Origin of the sequence: Bariatricus sp. HCP28S3_A4 (assembly GCF_052066395.1) — a bacterium.
In the GTDB taxonomy this organism is placed as follows: Bacteria; Bacillota; Clostridia; order Lachnospirales; family Lachnospiraceae; genus Allocoprococcus.
Genome location: NZ_JBQHSE010000011.1, coordinates 38,999 through 53,802 on the forward strand (window position 1 = coordinate 38,999; position 14,804 = coordinate 53,802).

Annotated in this window: 28 protein-coding genes; all 28 read right to left on the minus strand. The window is 41.8% G+C overall.

The annotated features are described in order from the left end of the window. Positions 1-6: 6 nt before the first annotated feature. Positions 7-291: a hypothetical protein gene (locus tag ACTNBF_RS07435; protein ID WP_441088968.1), complete on the minus strand. Its 285-nt coding sequence runs from the start codon at positions 289-291 to the stop codon at positions 7-9. Between the two features lie 13 nt (positions 292-304). Next, positions 305-1,270 carry a hypothetical protein gene (locus tag ACTNBF_RS07440; RefSeq protein ID WP_441088969.1) on the minus strand — a complete coding sequence of 322 codons (966 nt, stop codon included), beginning with the start codon at positions 1,268-1,270 and terminating at the stop codon, positions 305-307. Between the two features lie 18 nt (positions 1,271-1,288). Continuing rightward, a complete protein-coding gene (locus ACTNBF_RS07445) occupies positions 1,289-1,960 on the minus strand; it encodes a capsid assembly scaffolding protein Gp46 family protein (protein ID WP_441088970.1) in 672 nt (223 codons plus the stop codon). A gap of 82 nt (positions 1,961-2,042) precedes the next feature. Further along, entirely contained in the window at positions 2,043-2,321 is a 279-nt protein-coding gene (locus ACTNBF_RS07450) for a ribosomal-processing cysteine protease Prp (RefSeq protein WP_441088971.1), read from the minus strand. A gap of 55 nt (positions 2,322-2,376) precedes the next feature. Continuing rightward, entirely contained in the window at positions 2,377-2,586 is a 210-nt protein-coding gene (locus ACTNBF_RS07455; protein WP_441088972.1) for a hypothetical protein, read from the minus strand. Then, positions 2,583-2,933: a hypothetical protein gene (locus ACTNBF_RS07460; protein ID WP_441088973.1), complete on the minus strand. Its 351-nt coding sequence runs from the start codon at positions 2,931-2,933 to the stop codon at positions 2,583-2,585. The genes ACTNBF_RS07455 and ACTNBF_RS07460 overlap by 4 nt, the downstream gene beginning before the upstream one ends. A 57-nt stretch (positions 2,934-2,990) precedes the next feature. Then, positions 2,991-3,155, minus strand: coding sequence for a hypothetical protein (locus tag ACTNBF_RS07465; RefSeq protein WP_441088974.1), 165 nt, complete (start codon positions 3,153-3,155; stop codon positions 2,991-2,993). Between the two features lie 12 nt (positions 3,156-3,167). Next, complete coding sequence (locus tag ACTNBF_RS07470) at positions 3,168-4,544, minus strand: minor capsid protein (protein ID WP_441088975.1); 1,377 nt, start codon at positions 4,542-4,544, stop codon at positions 3,168-3,170. Beyond that, on the minus strand, positions 4,531-5,874 hold the full coding sequence (locus tag ACTNBF_RS07475) for a phage portal protein (protein WP_441088976.1): 1,344 nt from the start codon (positions 5,872-5,874) through the stop codon (positions 4,531-4,533). The genes ACTNBF_RS07470 and ACTNBF_RS07475 overlap by 14 nt, the downstream gene beginning before the upstream one ends. Position 5,875: 1 nt before the next feature. After that, positions 5,876-7,150, minus strand: a complete 1,275-nt coding sequence (locus ACTNBF_RS07480) for a hypothetical protein (RefSeq protein WP_441088977.1) — start codon at positions 7,148-7,150, stop codon at positions 5,876-5,878. Further along, positions 7,107-7,634: a terminase small subunit gene (locus ACTNBF_RS07485; protein WP_441088978.1), complete on the minus strand. Its 528-nt coding sequence runs from the start codon at positions 7,632-7,634 to the stop codon at positions 7,107-7,109. The genes ACTNBF_RS07480 and ACTNBF_RS07485 overlap by 44 nt, the downstream gene beginning before the upstream one ends. A gap of 61 nt (positions 7,635-7,695) precedes the next feature. Next, a complete protein-coding gene (locus ACTNBF_RS07490; protein ID WP_441088979.1) occupies positions 7,696-8,682 on the minus strand; it encodes a hypothetical protein in 987 nt (328 codons plus the stop codon). Continuing rightward, a complete protein-coding gene (locus tag ACTNBF_RS07495; protein ID WP_441088980.1) occupies positions 8,640-8,831 on the minus strand; it encodes a hypothetical protein in 192 nt (63 codons plus the stop codon). The genes ACTNBF_RS07490 and ACTNBF_RS07495 overlap by 43 nt, the downstream gene beginning before the upstream one ends. Positions 8,832-9,070: 239 nt before the next feature. Continuing rightward, positions 9,071-9,541 (minus strand): DUF1492 domain-containing protein, encoded by a 471-nt coding sequence (locus ACTNBF_RS07500; RefSeq protein ID WP_441089013.1) that lies wholly within the window; start codon positions 9,539-9,541, stop codon positions 9,071-9,073. After that, entirely contained in the window at positions 9,541-9,723 is a 183-nt protein-coding gene (locus ACTNBF_RS07505) for a hypothetical protein (protein ID WP_441088981.1), read from the minus strand. Before ACTNBF_RS07505 ends, ACTNBF_RS07500 begins: the two co-directional genes overlap by 1 nt. Beyond that, positions 9,720-9,884, minus strand: coding sequence for a hypothetical protein (locus tag ACTNBF_RS07510; protein WP_441088982.1), 165 nt, complete (start codon positions 9,882-9,884; stop codon positions 9,720-9,722). Before ACTNBF_RS07510 ends, ACTNBF_RS07505 begins: the two co-directional genes overlap by 4 nt. A gap of 54 nt (positions 9,885-9,938) precedes the next feature. Continuing rightward, the gene (locus tag ACTNBF_RS07515; protein WP_441088983.1) at positions 9,939-10,091 is read right to left on the minus strand and encodes a hypothetical protein; all 153 of its coding nucleotides are present in this window, start codon (positions 10,089-10,091) and stop codon (positions 9,939-9,941) included. After that, entirely contained in the window at positions 10,049-10,333 is a 285-nt protein-coding gene (locus tag ACTNBF_RS07520; RefSeq protein ID WP_441088984.1) for a hypothetical protein, read from the minus strand. The genes ACTNBF_RS07515 and ACTNBF_RS07520 overlap by 43 nt, the downstream gene beginning before the upstream one ends. Further along, positions 10,320-10,673, minus strand: coding sequence for a DUF551 domain-containing protein (locus tag ACTNBF_RS07525; protein WP_441088985.1), 354 nt, complete (start codon positions 10,671-10,673; stop codon positions 10,320-10,322). The genes ACTNBF_RS07520 and ACTNBF_RS07525 overlap by 14 nt, the downstream gene beginning before the upstream one ends. Positions 10,674-10,676: 3 nt before the next feature. Then, entirely contained in the window at positions 10,677-10,835 is a 159-nt protein-coding gene (locus tag ACTNBF_RS07530; RefSeq protein ID WP_441088986.1) for a hypothetical protein, read from the minus strand. A gap of 3 nt (positions 10,836-10,838) precedes the next feature. Further along, positions 10,839-11,255, minus strand: coding sequence for a hypothetical protein (locus ACTNBF_RS07535; protein ID WP_441088987.1), 417 nt, complete (start codon positions 11,253-11,255; stop codon positions 10,839-10,841). Next, positions 11,252-11,638 (minus strand): YopX family protein, encoded by a 387-nt coding sequence (locus ACTNBF_RS07540; RefSeq protein ID WP_441088988.1) that lies wholly within the window; start codon positions 11,636-11,638, stop codon positions 11,252-11,254. Before ACTNBF_RS07540 ends, ACTNBF_RS07535 begins: the two co-directional genes overlap by 4 nt. A gap of 1 nt (position 11,639) precedes the next feature. Further along, entirely contained in the window at positions 11,640-11,861 is a 222-nt protein-coding gene (locus tag ACTNBF_RS07545; protein ID WP_441088989.1) for a hypothetical protein, read from the minus strand. Positions 11,862-11,869: 8 nt separating this feature from the next. Continuing rightward, entirely contained in the window at positions 11,870-13,243 is a 1,374-nt protein-coding gene (locus ACTNBF_RS07550) for a DNA cytosine methyltransferase (RefSeq protein ID WP_441088990.1), read from the minus strand. Then, complete coding sequence (locus ACTNBF_RS07555; RefSeq protein ID WP_441088991.1) at positions 13,240-13,377, minus strand: hypothetical protein; 138 nt, start codon at positions 13,375-13,377, stop codon at positions 13,240-13,242. Before ACTNBF_RS07555 ends, ACTNBF_RS07550 begins: the two co-directional genes overlap by 4 nt. Positions 13,378-13,428: 51 nt before the next feature. Continuing rightward, positions 13,429-13,953: a hypothetical protein gene (locus ACTNBF_RS07560; protein ID WP_441088992.1), complete on the minus strand. Its 525-nt coding sequence runs from the start codon at positions 13,951-13,953 to the stop codon at positions 13,429-13,431. Next, complete coding sequence (locus ACTNBF_RS07565) at positions 13,950-14,195, minus strand: hypothetical protein (protein WP_441088993.1); 246 nt, start codon at positions 14,193-14,195, stop codon at positions 13,950-13,952. The genes ACTNBF_RS07560 and ACTNBF_RS07565 overlap by 4 nt, the downstream gene beginning before the upstream one ends. After that, positions 14,195-14,587 carry a RusA family crossover junction endodeoxyribonuclease gene (locus tag ACTNBF_RS07570; RefSeq protein WP_441088994.1) on the minus strand — a complete coding sequence of 131 codons (393 nt, stop codon included), beginning with the start codon at positions 14,585-14,587 and terminating at the stop codon, positions 14,195-14,197. Before ACTNBF_RS07570 ends, ACTNBF_RS07565 begins: the two co-directional genes overlap by 1 nt. Positions 14,588-14,804 lie beyond the last annotated feature (217 nt).

Sequence of the window (14,804 nt, forward strand, 5' to 3'; positions counted from 1 at the left end):
AATCACCTACTCTGCTGCACTTTTTCCTGACTTCGACTTCTTCTGGCCGGACTCATGGCTTTCGTCATTAGCCGATTCTTTCGGCGTCTCCGCTTCTTCCTCTTCAATAAGTTCAATCAGCGGAGTTTTCTGCAGATTGTTACTTCCGGAAAGCTCGGCAATTCTTTCCTCGGAAGGCTTGAGACCTTTCCGTGGATACTCATCTCCGATTTCATATTCGTGGTAAAGATCTCCGCTTTTGGTCTTCTTTACATCCTGCAAATCGGCGAATGCTTTAATGACTCTATACATATTCCGTTACCTCCTATGCTCCTGTGATTTTTACTTTTGCGACTGCTTTTTTGTTAACCGGAAGGATATATTCACCTGCGGATCCTGCGCCCTGAAGGGCAACTCCGTCAAAGTCCTCAGACTCAATTGTTCTTGCAGTGTTAATTCCGGTAAACGCTTTTCCAACACCTACTGCATAAGCCAATACACATTCATTTTCCTGGAAGAGATCAGACGGCACCTCCTCGATCACAAAGCCTTTAAACATGCGGACTTCGTTTCTGTCGATATTGACCGTGGATCCCTTCGCTGTGGTAGAAAGCCCTGAATCGATGATGGCATTGTAAGTAGTAGCATCTACTTTCGCTACTTTCGTTACGCCTTTGCGAAGCTTAATGTCTACAAAGTACGCTGAAAGCTTATTGAATACTCCCGCTACTGTGTCTTTTGTAATAGCTGCCGGTTCAGTTACAACTGCGGACCCAGAAGCACATTCAGATATGAATTTGCCGTGATGAGCATTAAACATACCAACCTTTTCCTGCGCCTGCAGGTCAAGGCGGTCTGCTACAGCAGATTCAAAATCATTGTTTACAGTATGGCGATCCAGTCCTTCATGGAATACCCAATCCCATGTGTACGGCACCGGCACATCTTTGTATACAACTTCTGTTCGATTTCCAAATCTGGAGCTCTTACCAGTTCCTTCTCCAAATGCTGTATTTGCGTCTGTTTTATAAGCAGCACTCTCGCCTTCTTTAAGCGATCCCTGTGTAATTACGCACGGAATATCGGAAGTCTTTACGTAAAATGCAGTTTCGTTATCCTGTACTCCATCCATTGTTTCAAGTCCGCCAACGAAAAAGTCTCCAAAATAAGACTGTACGCCGAACACTACTTCAAGAAGTTTTTTAAATTCTTTCTGATACTGTCTCGCAGTAGTTTCCGGTTCTCCTTCGTGCACCTTTAAGTTAAAAATTAATTTACTGTTTCTGTTCATATTTCTCGTCCTCCTATTTTATTTGCTATATTTAGCGATTCTGCGGTCAATCTCAGACACTTCGCCTTTATTGCCGCTTCCATAAGATTTCGGCGTCCTTCCGGTCGCCCGTTTTTCTTCCTGCGCCTTCCGGTCTGCAAGAATAATGCCCACAATTTTTTTAACATTTGCATTTGATGTATCTGCGTCACCTGTTACAACCAGATCAAGGAAATCCTGAGAAGCTACAATACCTTCCGGCATTGCTTCTACATCGGCGGCTACGGACTTACGAAGCGCATCTGTCGCAATCTGCTGTTCCAGTTCTTTGATGCGAGCATCTTTCTTTGCGGATTCCTCCTCCGCTTTTTTGCGATCGGCTTCTTCGCGTTGTTCCTTTGACATACGCTCGTATTTTCTGGCTTCATCTTTTGCCTTTTCCAGATCTTCCTTGTGCTGCTCTTCCCACTCTTTTTTATGTTTCGCAACAATGCGGTCAACCTCGGCGTCATCATAAGTTCGCTTATTCGGTTTGTTTTCTTCCGGATTATCCAGCTCTTCCTTACCTTCCGGTTTCAGTTCCGGATTATCCTGATCATCCCCTTCGCCATCATGGATCTGCAGGTCAAACTTTACATGTCCTCTGTGTTCCTGTGGATTCTTTGAATTGCGTCTTCTCATCAAAATGTTTTTATAAGTTCTATTCTTCATCGTGTTCTCCTTTCCCGCTCCTCCCGGAGCACTCCCCAGCTTTATCTATCCCTCCCGGGATTTCGGTTCCGGGCCTGCCAAATTAATTGATAGTTACAGCATCCGGATAAGCTCCCGCCACTCCGCAAATGCCAATAAAAAAAGAATCCACAAGCGTTTTACTTACACTTGACAGATCCTCATATATCAATCTGGAATGTCCAGATTCGATATTATATTCAATTTCATCATCAGTCAGCGATTCTATCGATGCAATCATTGTTTGAAACAAGCACGATACAGCACTGCACACAATACTATTCCCGGTTCCTGCATGTCCGGAAATATCAATCTCGCCCTCTCGGACATTTACTACAATCAAATAGCATCTCTCCTTTCTCTTCCGGTCGTTCCCTGCCGGTGGGAGATTCTTCGGATCACCGCCTTTCTACAGATAACCGCTTGCCATCAAACAGAATCTTATCTCCAATTTTCGCAATCTCGGCACCTATCATCACTCCCTTCAATTTCGAAGCACCATCATTAATGCGATACACGAATTTTATAGTTCTGTAGTTCATTCGTCTGACTAACCAATCGGGAGCCAGCACATCTGAATCTTTCGTCACAATATATGATTGTTTCACAAACAATCAACTTCCTTGAATGTCTGATAAATCTTCGGTGACTGGATGGCGAACCAATCAACCATCTCTTCATTTTCTGCCCATGATCCGTAGCAGTGAGAAGCATTTGCGGACAACCCACTCTCAGACAGATACGCATGGATGATCTCATGTCTGAGAACGTCTTTATCGTATCGTTCCCTCCCCGCATCCGTCATATCTTTGTCGTTGCATCTTTTAATCCAAATATCTCTGTCGTGCCTATTGCAAAGTCCGCCAGCATTTTCTCCCACTTCACTTAGATAATCCGGGAATTCATCCACAAAGTAAATATTGTAATCAGTTCCGAGTATATTTACTGTCTTCATAGCTCCTCCTTAAAATGGGTATAAAAATACCACCGGTCAATTACTGACTGGTGGCTTTTAATCTACTTTTTCTTTTATTTCATCTTCGATGACTGTTATCACCTTATCTTCAATCCCTTTTTTGTCGACTTCAAAAATACAAGCTTCTCCGTTTCCGAGAATGTCTACCGCTCGCCCAACGCGCCCGTCTTTCAATCTGTATTTTTCATATAATGCAATCATAATTCTCATCTCCTAATCGACATGAACTGTTGTCAATCTCATCTCTCCACTGGCATTATCGTCAATCCAAGCTGTTAATACCTTTGCTGTCTTTCCATTCGGTCCAGTGATGTCCATAATAACTTCATATGTCATACCCCAACCCCTATCGCCTTTCTCAATAGCATCGTAGTACGGCAAATTCTCGTATATCTGTTTGATTAACTCATCTGCGTTCTCTTTCGTATAACCAAGCGCCAGTCTGAACGCTTCTGCCTTATCTGGGTCTTTTTCCGGTTCTAATGCATAATGCGTGAATTTTGCTCTTGGTATTACAGCATCCTTGTATTTCGGCAAAGCCAACGCGGATACTAATGCATCTTTCATTTCAATGCCTGATTTTATTTTATCATTTGTATTTTGATTTGCAAGGAATTCTTTTGACTTTGACAACTTAAGTTTCTCCCACTCTTCAGTGGTCCCGCCGTTATCCAAATAATTCAGCCATTCTTCGTATTCCTCACTATCCATCCAAGCGGCTATGCTACATCGGCAGTTCGGATGCATTGGCGGAGCGTTTACTGCAATTTCCATATCTTTAATCTTAAAATGCTTTCCGTTCAGCTCCTTGCATATTCCACAGGCAGTTCCATTGCAAATGAATTGATAATCTTCAAACCCATTCTTCTCAAGAGACTGCTTCTGAGCTTCTATCTGCACTCTGGCGAGCTCCGTCCGCATAAGTCTCTCTGCATTGTACTCAGATACTCCGAATCTCTTCCGAAGATGCACAGCAAGCTGCCGCGGATTCTTCCCCTGGATCATTCCTTCCATCAAGAGTTTTGATAGTTCAGATTTTAGCATGTCCTGATACATCCAGATACGATCTGAATATGTTGCATTTGCAAATGATGCATTAGCAATAGCATGCGCGTATTTCGCATTATTCCCCACCGTTCCTCCAAGGATTCCAGCCATGCGTTCGAATTCCTGAAGGGTTCTCTCAGTCAGAATCTGATCAAAATATTTTTGTAAACCGTCAAACCCATCCACCAATTCAAGTCCGATATTTGCTTTCAACATTTCCAACCGGTTTACCTTCATCGTAAGATTATATAGCCGCATCTCCTCATTTGCCTGATCGGAGAAGTTTTTTTCTTTCACATACTTTGCTGCCTTTCGTTCATATGCTTCGATATCCAGCTTGGATACACGCTTCCTGGCTTCTGCAAGTGTGATGCCTTCTTTCTTGGCATATTTTGCATAAAATCCGTTAATCTCTTTTTGAATGTTATCCATCATATATTCGTAGCAGTCATTAATAGCTTTTGAATACTCTTCTTCGGTCTTCAGATTTTTCTTTAGATTTTCCGCTTCACGCTTCTGCCAGTAATCCTTACTGCTTGCCATTTGCATCAGCTCCAAACATTCGATTCGTCACGATATCATTCTTTTCTTTGAGACTTTCTTCTTCCATTTTCTTAATCTCTTCAGACGCTTCTGGTACTATACTGAGCACGCCGATCTGCGTTTCCCGGCTGACGATTCCGTCAAGATTCTGAGCCACCTGCGACTCTTCCAGTATATTCCTCGGAATATTTCGCGTAGTCGTGTACTTGATATCCCTCCATGCATCCTTATTCGAAACATTCGTTGAAAGCGTACAAAATAGCTTATAGCGTTTACTCATGCTTTTGAGTACTTTCCGGTCAAGCGTTTTTGCAAGATCGCTCATTGGCTGCAGCTTAAACTCTAATGCAACTCCAGAGTCATTTCCGAACGACTCATCTGTAATATCGGGTACCATGCTGATTTTATGGATCAGTCTCTCCGCTCTATTCAGGAGATTCTCCTGTGTGCCATCAGCGGTCGGCTTTTGAAGAAACTGCACGAGCACGTCTTTTGCATCATCCGTACCGAACATATTAATGAATCTATCATCACGGATCTTGCGTACACCTTCTTCGTCCACCTCCACTCCAAGCACTTCGAGATATGCCTCAGCGAATGAATCCACATCATTTGCTTTTTCTCCAATCGATTTATTGTACACTTCTGTCAATCCGGAGATTTCTTCGTAAATGCTCATGCGCTCATCATTCATGATCCATTCCACAACACATATCTTTCCATACGGATTATCTCTTGCCTCTTCAATAAAATCGTTTCCGCGGAATTCACGAATTTCGTAAGGCGTGATTACTTCTCCATACCTTGTCACTCCATCTTCATCGTATCCGTACCTCACTGCGAAATACGCAGTTTTCCTGAGAGAATTCTCGTATACTACAAAGACTTCCTTAGGACTTTCATCAGACACTCTGGTCTGCGCATCTTCATCCTGATAGAAATATTCAAAAGCATGCCCGTATTTGCACACCTTTTTCAGCATTTCAAAATCGTGATCAGCAATTCCGTTAATACGATCAAATTCTTTGATGGCTTCATTTACTGTTTCATCTGGATGAACCTTCTTCACGGGAATTCCGTAGGCGTATCCCAAAAACACATCTGTTATGAACTTTGGAAAATTAACCGCCAAGCGATTGTCTGGCTTCCAGTGTTCTTTTTCTGGAGCTTTAAACACATCGTGAAATCCTTCATAAAGATTCTCAAGGTATTCGTATCTTGGAAATCGCTCTTCGTGTTTGCAGATATATGTATTGACCAGATCCATCGTGATTTCCTTGCCGGCGTCACACTTAAGCGGCTTAGGCAGCTTATACGGTCTCCTTCCCATCCTATATTCCTCCTTTGAACGTCTGCATCTTTGCAGTTCCTTTGCTCATTTTCCGAAGCAGGCTTGCCGCACTGTCCGGCGAATCATCGTGTTCCGCATGTTCTGAATAATCCAAAATTTCATTGATATATTCCGGATCCGTATCTTCCAACCAGACAATATTCTTCCAATTGCTTCGAAGATAAGTCGATATCTTTACAAATTTATTCATCGATTCGTCGTATGGATTTACGCTGTATCCGAGTCCGCGCAGCTCCTTGGCCAGATATCCTTTATCGGCATTCTTTTCGCATGATATTGAGCCGGCGCGGAACATCTTGTGATAAACTCCAATTTCGGATAAGCAGTCGTCCACATGCTTGTCCCAGCGCTTACCAAATCCAATGATCCGGCCATCCGGGATCTTATGGAATACTGTGTATGCCGTACCGTCAGCTCCGTCATAAGCAGCATCTATATGAGCTACGCCGTTGTAGATCAGCTCTTTTTCTTTCGTGAACTTCGGTTCCTTAAACATGGCATCTTTATCCGCAATGTGCTTCAGCTCATAATTGGCAGCGAACAAGCTGTCGCTCATGCTCTGTCGCAATTCCTCCAGTTTGTCTCTTTTGATTAGTCCGGTAGAATAGCAGTCGTACTTTCGAACATTTGGCATGATCGATATTGCATCTTCTTTATGCCAGGGCGTCCCGGTGTTGATGAAACGCCCGCCACGGTTGCAGATATTCTGGAGCTCCATGTACTGAATCTTTGTCCGCTCACGCTCAGCCTTGCTGATACGATCCTTCAAATTCACAATGTCATCCGTCACAACGATATCGGCATGCTTACCGGTAATGCTAGTCCCGATACCAAGTCCTACTACCTGGGACACGCCCTTTGTGGATGTGCTTAGATTCGTATGTATTTCGGAATTGTTCTCTTTTATCAGCTCCAATTCGGTTCCATACAGATCGCGAACAACACTCTGCATTGCGCCGCTCTTTAATATCTTCTGCGACTGCGTCAGAACCTCAGTAACGTCATCATCCGTCTTCCGGAAGAACATCACATTTTCGTTTGGCTTGATCACAGTATGTATTGCCAGAAACAGAGATAGATCTGTCGTCTTGTACGAACCGCGATGCGCAAGCAGCGTCTGATCAGCATCAGCATACAAAAAAGACCTCAACCACTCATTGTGTAAAGTAGTCAGGTCTTTAAATCCTACCCAGTGTCCAATTTTATATGGTTCATTCCACAGGAGGTCCAGAACCGCTTGCTTTCTGCTGTTCAAAGTATGCCTCCATTTCCTTAATGGAATCATCAATGGCCGGAGTTTTGATATCCAGCTTATCATTCCACATGCCTAAATGACGCCCGAGAAGCTCTAATGCTTTCTCTTTATCATTCAGTTTTATCTCGATGCCGTTCGCGCCTTCCTTGATTCCTGCAATAGCCCGGATCTGGTTGTCCTCCAGCTGGCTGGTATCTTTTATTACAACTCTTCCTCCGCGTATTTCAACATAGTCTGTCGCTTTCGCGAATGCAGATGCTGCAAGTTCCTGGACAACACGATCCTGCGTGACCTCTGTTCGCTCCTGGCGTTCTTTCATTCGGTCTGAAATATATTTCGCAACCTTGACATTTCTCAACATCCTACTTCCAGCCTGTGCTGCCGTTTCATCTTTTTTCACACTCGGATACGCTACACGGTAAGCCCGAGTGGCGTTCAAATCAATCAGGTATTCATCTGCAAATATTTTCTGTTTATCTGTCACTTTGGCTCACCACCTTTCTTCGCATAGAAAAAGCACCCCGGAGGGTGCCGATATTTAAATATTATCTTTGTTTCTGTAAATATTCAAGATATAACAAGCTCAATTCTATACCAATCCTTTTCCCGAAAGAATCCTTCACTAAAGAAATCATATTTTCACGAACATTTTTACACGCTTCATCGTCGTCCTTAGTAAATCTCTTTTTTTGTGTTGAAATAGATAACATTGCTTCTACGTATAAAGTATCATTTTTCTTCACCTGATACCTGTAACAAAAGATCGATCCAACCTCTTCTCCATTTTCTTCGCTTAACTCGTCTTGCGGATTGTATATATACCTTTTCTCCTTTTTTGCATCTTCTTTTTTATTATTAAAATAATATGGTTTTTGAGAATCCAACAGATAATTAAATGTGCTGTTTTCCTTAGGGTCGAAAAGAGTTTCTATATTCATATCCTTTTCGACCGTTCCTTCAGTCCACTTCCACGAATCATTCTCCTGCGGGAATCGATATACAATTGTAACAAGAAAATCTTTAAACGAATATTCCATTTCTGAATTGTTTAATAATTTAACTAAGCAATCCGTAATTCCGTTTATGATTTCTTTTAACTGATTGTTTGGATTTGAAATTATCTCTGCTCTCGCACTCGCATCACCTTTCGCTTCAACGATTTTATTTCTTAATCTTGAATACTTCTCGTTACATATTTTATCTACCTTTTCCATTATAGTAGACAGATATTCTACTTTCCCGATCAGTTTTTCCAGTTGTCCAGTTTCAGTTCTACTTAAATACAAGTTATTTAAAAACGCTATAATTAAAACAATTCCTACTAAACATGCAGTAAAACATATTCCAACTCTTGTTGCTTGCCCGTTTTTATCTAATAGGCCAATACTCTTTCCTAAATATGGAACAATAACCGAGAACCAAATTGTAGGAATGGATATGATAATAGTATACCAACACCAATGTCTCTTAAAAAAATTATGTAAAACAGCTAATCTGTTTCTTTGCTTTTTCTTTTTACTAATTTCCCCCATAAATTGTGTTTAGCGTTATCTGTACGATTATATACGGCCAACTCCATTATTGAACGATTCGATGTTTCTCTTTTTTCATAAGTCGATTTAGCATATGAAGCCCTCTCTAAAACCGAACCTACGCTGTATCCTTTCATTGTTTTATTCATCTTTTGTACCAACTTTCTTATAGCACGCATTGTATTTACGCTTCCATTCTATCATTTTTATAAATCATATTCAATATTTTGTTACAAATCAATTCTTTTTCTTCGACAAATTTCAACAAAAACACCCTATCTGCCGTAACAAATAGAGTGTCTTGTTAAACGTCTGGTGGAGTTATCGTTTCCCGGAAGAGCTTGTCTCATCTCTTCCGTTTCTCGATGATACCATAATACCACAGATGCTACTGACATTCACTGACATCTTTCGGAATTTGGAAATTAGCTAATGCCTTTCCATGAATTCTGAATATCTGCCTTTCAGAGAATTTCATCTTCTCCGCGATCTCCCACCAGTCCATCCCTCTGATATATCGGTAGAATAACACATCTTTCTCGTTCTCACTTTTCAGCTTCTTGATCCTTCCGACGATCTCCTGGTAATCCTTGATTCTGCAATACCTCTCATCGATCAGCTCCTGTACCATACTGTCCAGCTCGGCAGCATATCCGGAAAGATCGCTTTGCCCGCAACCTCCGTGCGGCATTCCGTCATTATTCACCGAAGGAGAAATCTTCATTGACCTGAGTTCTGCTATCTCGGCATTGATTCTATGTATCCGCCTTACATGCGTTCGATATTTCCTCAGATACTCCTTTTTCAGATCATTCTCCGACGGTTCTCTCTTTTCTTCGATTGCTTCCACCACTTGCATCACTCCCTATCACATTTATACAACCTGCCTGTCCTCTTATCCCGTACTTCCACCACTTCGAATCCGACCATACTTGCAATCGCCTGCACCGCATTCAACGCTTCTCTCATCCTGTGCGGCATACGGTTATATTCCCTCATAGCTTTCTCCGCAGTCGGATCTCTGTATCCTTCCTGGTTCAATGTATCCCTTCTTTCTCAGATATTCTACAACCGAATACCTCTTCACAGTATTCTTTGTATTCTTCGCACATCCTGTGCTTCTTCGCTTCTTCAGGTGATATGTTATGCTGTCTTGCATATACTTTGCAATACTGTTTATATTGGACTTCTGCTTCATTCACGTATCTCAATCTCCTTTCCGGCGTGCTCTATTATTTTCTTTCCGATGGCGAATATCAGCCCATTTCACCGATCGTTAATGGTCTTTTTAGATTTCCATCAATATCGAATGCTCTGTATATTTCTTTAAGTGTTTCGCCGTCAGATTTATAAATTATTCCGTCCTTCATAATTCTTGACCTTTCTGATCTGCTTCTGACTGCAGCCATTCTATCCATTCTCCGGCTTCTTCCTCGCTTGGATAATCTTGGTTAATCCACTGATAATCGGCTTTTACACTGCAAAGGAAATCTGCCAGTCCTTCATCTGTCATTCCACGGATCCGGTCTGCGTTTGTCATAGGCACATAATATTCCTTAACGGCACATCCATGAACACATCTTTCGCATGGGTATTCATAATAACTTTTACTACTGTATTTGCACTTTTCGCAAGATTCAAATTCTTTCATTCTTCTCACTCTCCTTTTCTGATCGGTACGGCTCTGGGAGTGGCATCCAAGCTGTTACTTTCCAGTAAGATCTATTTCCAGACAAATTCCACCTTTTCATTCTCGGCATCCATTTTGCAAAAGTAACATGAACTATATGATTTTCAATAGCATTCACAACATATGTTCCGCTCTCTTCCGGAAAACGATCACTGCATGTAATCCATTCGCCGACTTTCGGCTGGTCTTCAATTACACTTGCAATCTGACGCATGCCTGCAACCATTGCCGGCATATTACATTTCATTGCAAATTCGATTTCTTTTTCAATATCTTCAATCAGCTTTTTCTCATCAATCATCTGCTATTCCTCAACATGTATTTTCTTTCCGCAAAACGGACAATATAAATATCCGTTCTCCACGGGTCCATCTGCCATAAACATCAAAGTTCTTTCACATGATGTCTCATAATAATATTCATCTTCATTGTATTTCCAGGTGCATTCATTCTCGTTAATCATCTGCTATTCCTCCATCGGTTCAATTTCTTTCCACCTAACCACATTGCAGGTTTTGTATTGGAGCCAGATATCTCCACCGTGCACTTTTGAATAGATGTGTGTTTCAAAAAGCTTGATATTTCCAACGATTCTGAAAGTGCCTTTAAAAACCTGTCCCAATTTATTCTCAAATAAATAGCTTTTAGATAAGTTTTTCGGCAAATCTTCCGGATCCTTATTAAGATTATGCCAGCGATATTTCTCTTGCCTTTCAAGCGCATCGATTGCTCTACCAAAGTCGAATTCTACCTCTTCTGCATCCTTTTCTCCTCTTCCATGCAGATTCAGCAAAATCACTCTTTCTTTCATTGAATCCTTCACTGATGTAATGTTTTCAATCGTATCCTCTACACTCCACGGCAATTCTGCATATTTTCTCATTCTCCCACCTCCAACAGTTCCGGATTGTCGAAAATGTTTCCGATAACCTTAATCTTATCTTTCCACGGATACATTGGCGAATATTTCTCTTTGTCAATCCAGTGGATTACAAATGCAGTATTTTCAACGTCATATTCTACAATTCCAATAGACGGCTCTCCGACTTTGTGAATGTCTGTTCTTTTTACAATATCTTTTTCGAATAATTTCTTAAGCCCTGTACACTGGCAGATGGTTGATGGGTCAATTAATTTCTCCGTTCCCAATTCTGGTGAATATATATAATTCTCACAATAAAGGAATCCATAAACCCATCCATCATGTTTTTTATTTACATCAAATGCATGCACATGTTTTGCACGGTATAAATATCTATCGTTCATCTTATTTCTCCTTTACAAACTTATATCCCGGAACCCGTATCGCCCGTGATTTACCGGATTCCGCATCAGTCTCTATCATTCCGCTTTCACGCATACTAACAAGATGCTCCTGCACGGATGATGTGCTGTTTAATCCAACTCCTTCACCGATCTCACGAACGGTAGGCGGATATCCGTGAAGATGTATGTATGAAATGATGAAATCTAAAATTTTCTGTTTCATGTTACCTCCTACGCAAATCTCAATTGAGGTTCGCTATCATCAATCCTCATGTTCGGTACCCGTTCTCCAACCTTCAGATAAGGACAATTCGCTTCTACCAGCTTCTGAGCCATGATCGGAACAACACTATTACCGATTCTTGCAACCTGCTTACTTACCGGATACTTGTTGCCGTCATAGTCGTGATCTATGATGTAATCTTGCGGAAATCCCTGCATAAGCTTCAGTTCTTCCGGTTTCAGCATCCTTAAGTAAATATCTTTCAGTATATATTTTTCACCATCTATCTCAGTAACTGCATTTACCAGTCCGAATCTGTCTTTCGTTGTTATGGTCCCGAGCGGTGCGCTTAATTCTTGCCCGCACCCGGTTCCGTAATATTTAATCAGGAATGCAGATATCAGACCAAAATGCCCCGGTGATGTAGTAATCGTGTGTAGAGGTTCGTCACATCCCTGTCCGATTCCAGATTTATAAAACTTTGTGATAAACGCTGTCACAAGCCCGTATCTGTTACTGGTATCAATCGTCTTGATTGGCTCAGTCAAAAGTTGCCCTCTGGAATCTCCTGCCTTTTGCTCTCCGTGATACTGGATAAGGAATGCGACTGCTTCTTGGTTCTCCACTATGTACGGATGCGGATTATTAACCACGTATTTCACATATCCATTCGCTATCCTTCGCATTGTGGCATCTGCCAGCGGTTTCTTTCGGTCAAATATAGATTTTCCCAAATCTGACCAGTCAATATAGTCTCCGCACTCTTTCCACTTATCTGTTTCAAACAAATTCCCATATATGCTGTGGGTTCTGGCAGGCCATAATATTAATCGCCCATCTCTTCGGAATATTGCATACCATCGTTTTCGTGTAGTTGGCGCTCCGTAGTCTGCCGCAACAAGCTCTCTACTGTCGAATACGTATCCAAGTGACTTCATAGCAGTAATGAATTTCTTATAGTCCTCCCCTTTCCGCTCTGGTATCGGGTGCCCGTCATTATCCAACGGTCCCCATTGCTGTATTTCTTCCACATTCTCCATGATAATTACATCCGGAAGAATGGCTTTCGCATGCTTATACACCGCCCACGGAAGGATTCTCAGACCTTTCTCGCGTGGCTTTCCGCCTTTTGCCTTGCTGTGGCTTGTACAATCTGGACTCGCCCACATCAGAGCTACATGATGTCCTTTTACATATTTCTGCAAATCAACCTTAAAGATATCCTCTGTTAGATGCAGCGTATCTGGATGATTTGTCTTGTGCATCAGTATGGCATCTGGATCATGATTAATGGCAATGTCTACAGGTCTGCCGAGTGCCATTTCTATTCCTACCGATGCTCCACCGCCGCCGGCAAAGGCATCTATAATCAAATCTCTCATTCTGGCATCACCTCCGGAAAATCAGCAAAACTCATCTGCACTGGCGGAACGTCCTCCCATTCCACGAATTCTTCATCAGGCGTTGAAATATCTTCAATTTCTTCGCCATTCAAAAAATCAAATATTTCTTCCATTTTTCTTCAAGGAGCCGATTCGCATCTTCCCGGGAAGCTCCGGTCTCCTTTCTAAATCTTTTTCTCTATAAATTCCGCAGCACTGACAAATCCATTCTCTTTCAGCACTCTGATCAGCTCATCTACATTCGCCATTTTCTTTTTCGTCTTATCGGCTGTCGATGATTCCTGGCACATTGATGTGCGTTCTACATCAATCCCCATACCGTATTGACCATTCAGGTACACAGCATAGTCTTCCAGTGTTGCGTAGTGATTTCCTAGATAATCAAAATCCATCACTTCTCGCGTCAGCTTATCAAATGATTCTTTCAGTCTGTTCAGACGCTTCTTCCCGAATCCGAACGTTGTATTAAGTGCCATGAACCAAACCGTCTGTGACGTCACATACAAGTTCTTAGACATAAATTCGATAAACTCATCAATATCTTTCTGAGAGAACTTAAGCGGTGCACGGGTAAATCCTCTTTTCCGGATATCGGATTCCAGCGCATCTACGCCATCTTTTTTTGCAATGTTAAGAGCGTAGATCATACCCTGCATCCGGTATTCAAATTCTTTACTGGGTTTACTCATCTTTTCTTCACCTTCCGTTTCTCTAAAATTTTCAACGTTCTGTCTATCTCATTGTTGATCACAGCAAGAAGTAATTCTTTCGCAAATGGAGTCTGATATTTTTCATAAATCCTTCTCGCATCATCACGAAAGTTATCACGCTCCGCATCATCCAGCCATCTTCCCGCATACGTCTTATACAGATTCCACACATCACAGAACATCGAAAATGCTTCTGCGATACTCATAATTCTGTTTTCCATCACAACCCCTCTATCCGTATATAGATTCCTGGAATTTCCGCCCAAAATTTTTCTACAATTTCTGATGCCACAAGAGCATCGTCTTTCCAGAAATGGCAATCCGTCATGCAGTCTTTCAGCAGCTTCTGCAGATTATCTGTATCAGGTTTTGTGATCCGGTATTCACCGTCTTTATGTTTTCCTCTCGGGAAACACCATTTTACGATTAACCGGATTCCACTCTCATATCTTCGCGCCGGCTTATACTTCGACAGATACGCAGTCAGCTTCTGCCTGGCTGCTTTCAATTCAGGTCCGTCGTAGAAAACCGGCTTTCCGTTCACGACCGCAACCTTATGTTCCTGATATGTCACTGTCGGTGGGATTATTGGTATAAAAAATTCTGTTTTCATTCGCTTCACCTCTTTAATGTGTGAAATTGCATGGAATGGAAAATTTTTTATAGTCAAGTAACGTCAGGGGAAGGAGTCGTCGTGCGTAAGCTGTCGCACGACTACTTACCCCTTACTTGACCGTAGGGAAAGGAAAACTTTATATATACGTAGTATATATAGTAATTTTCTTCCCTAGGGAAAGGAAATGACGTGCCGATATTTTCCTTTCCCTGAG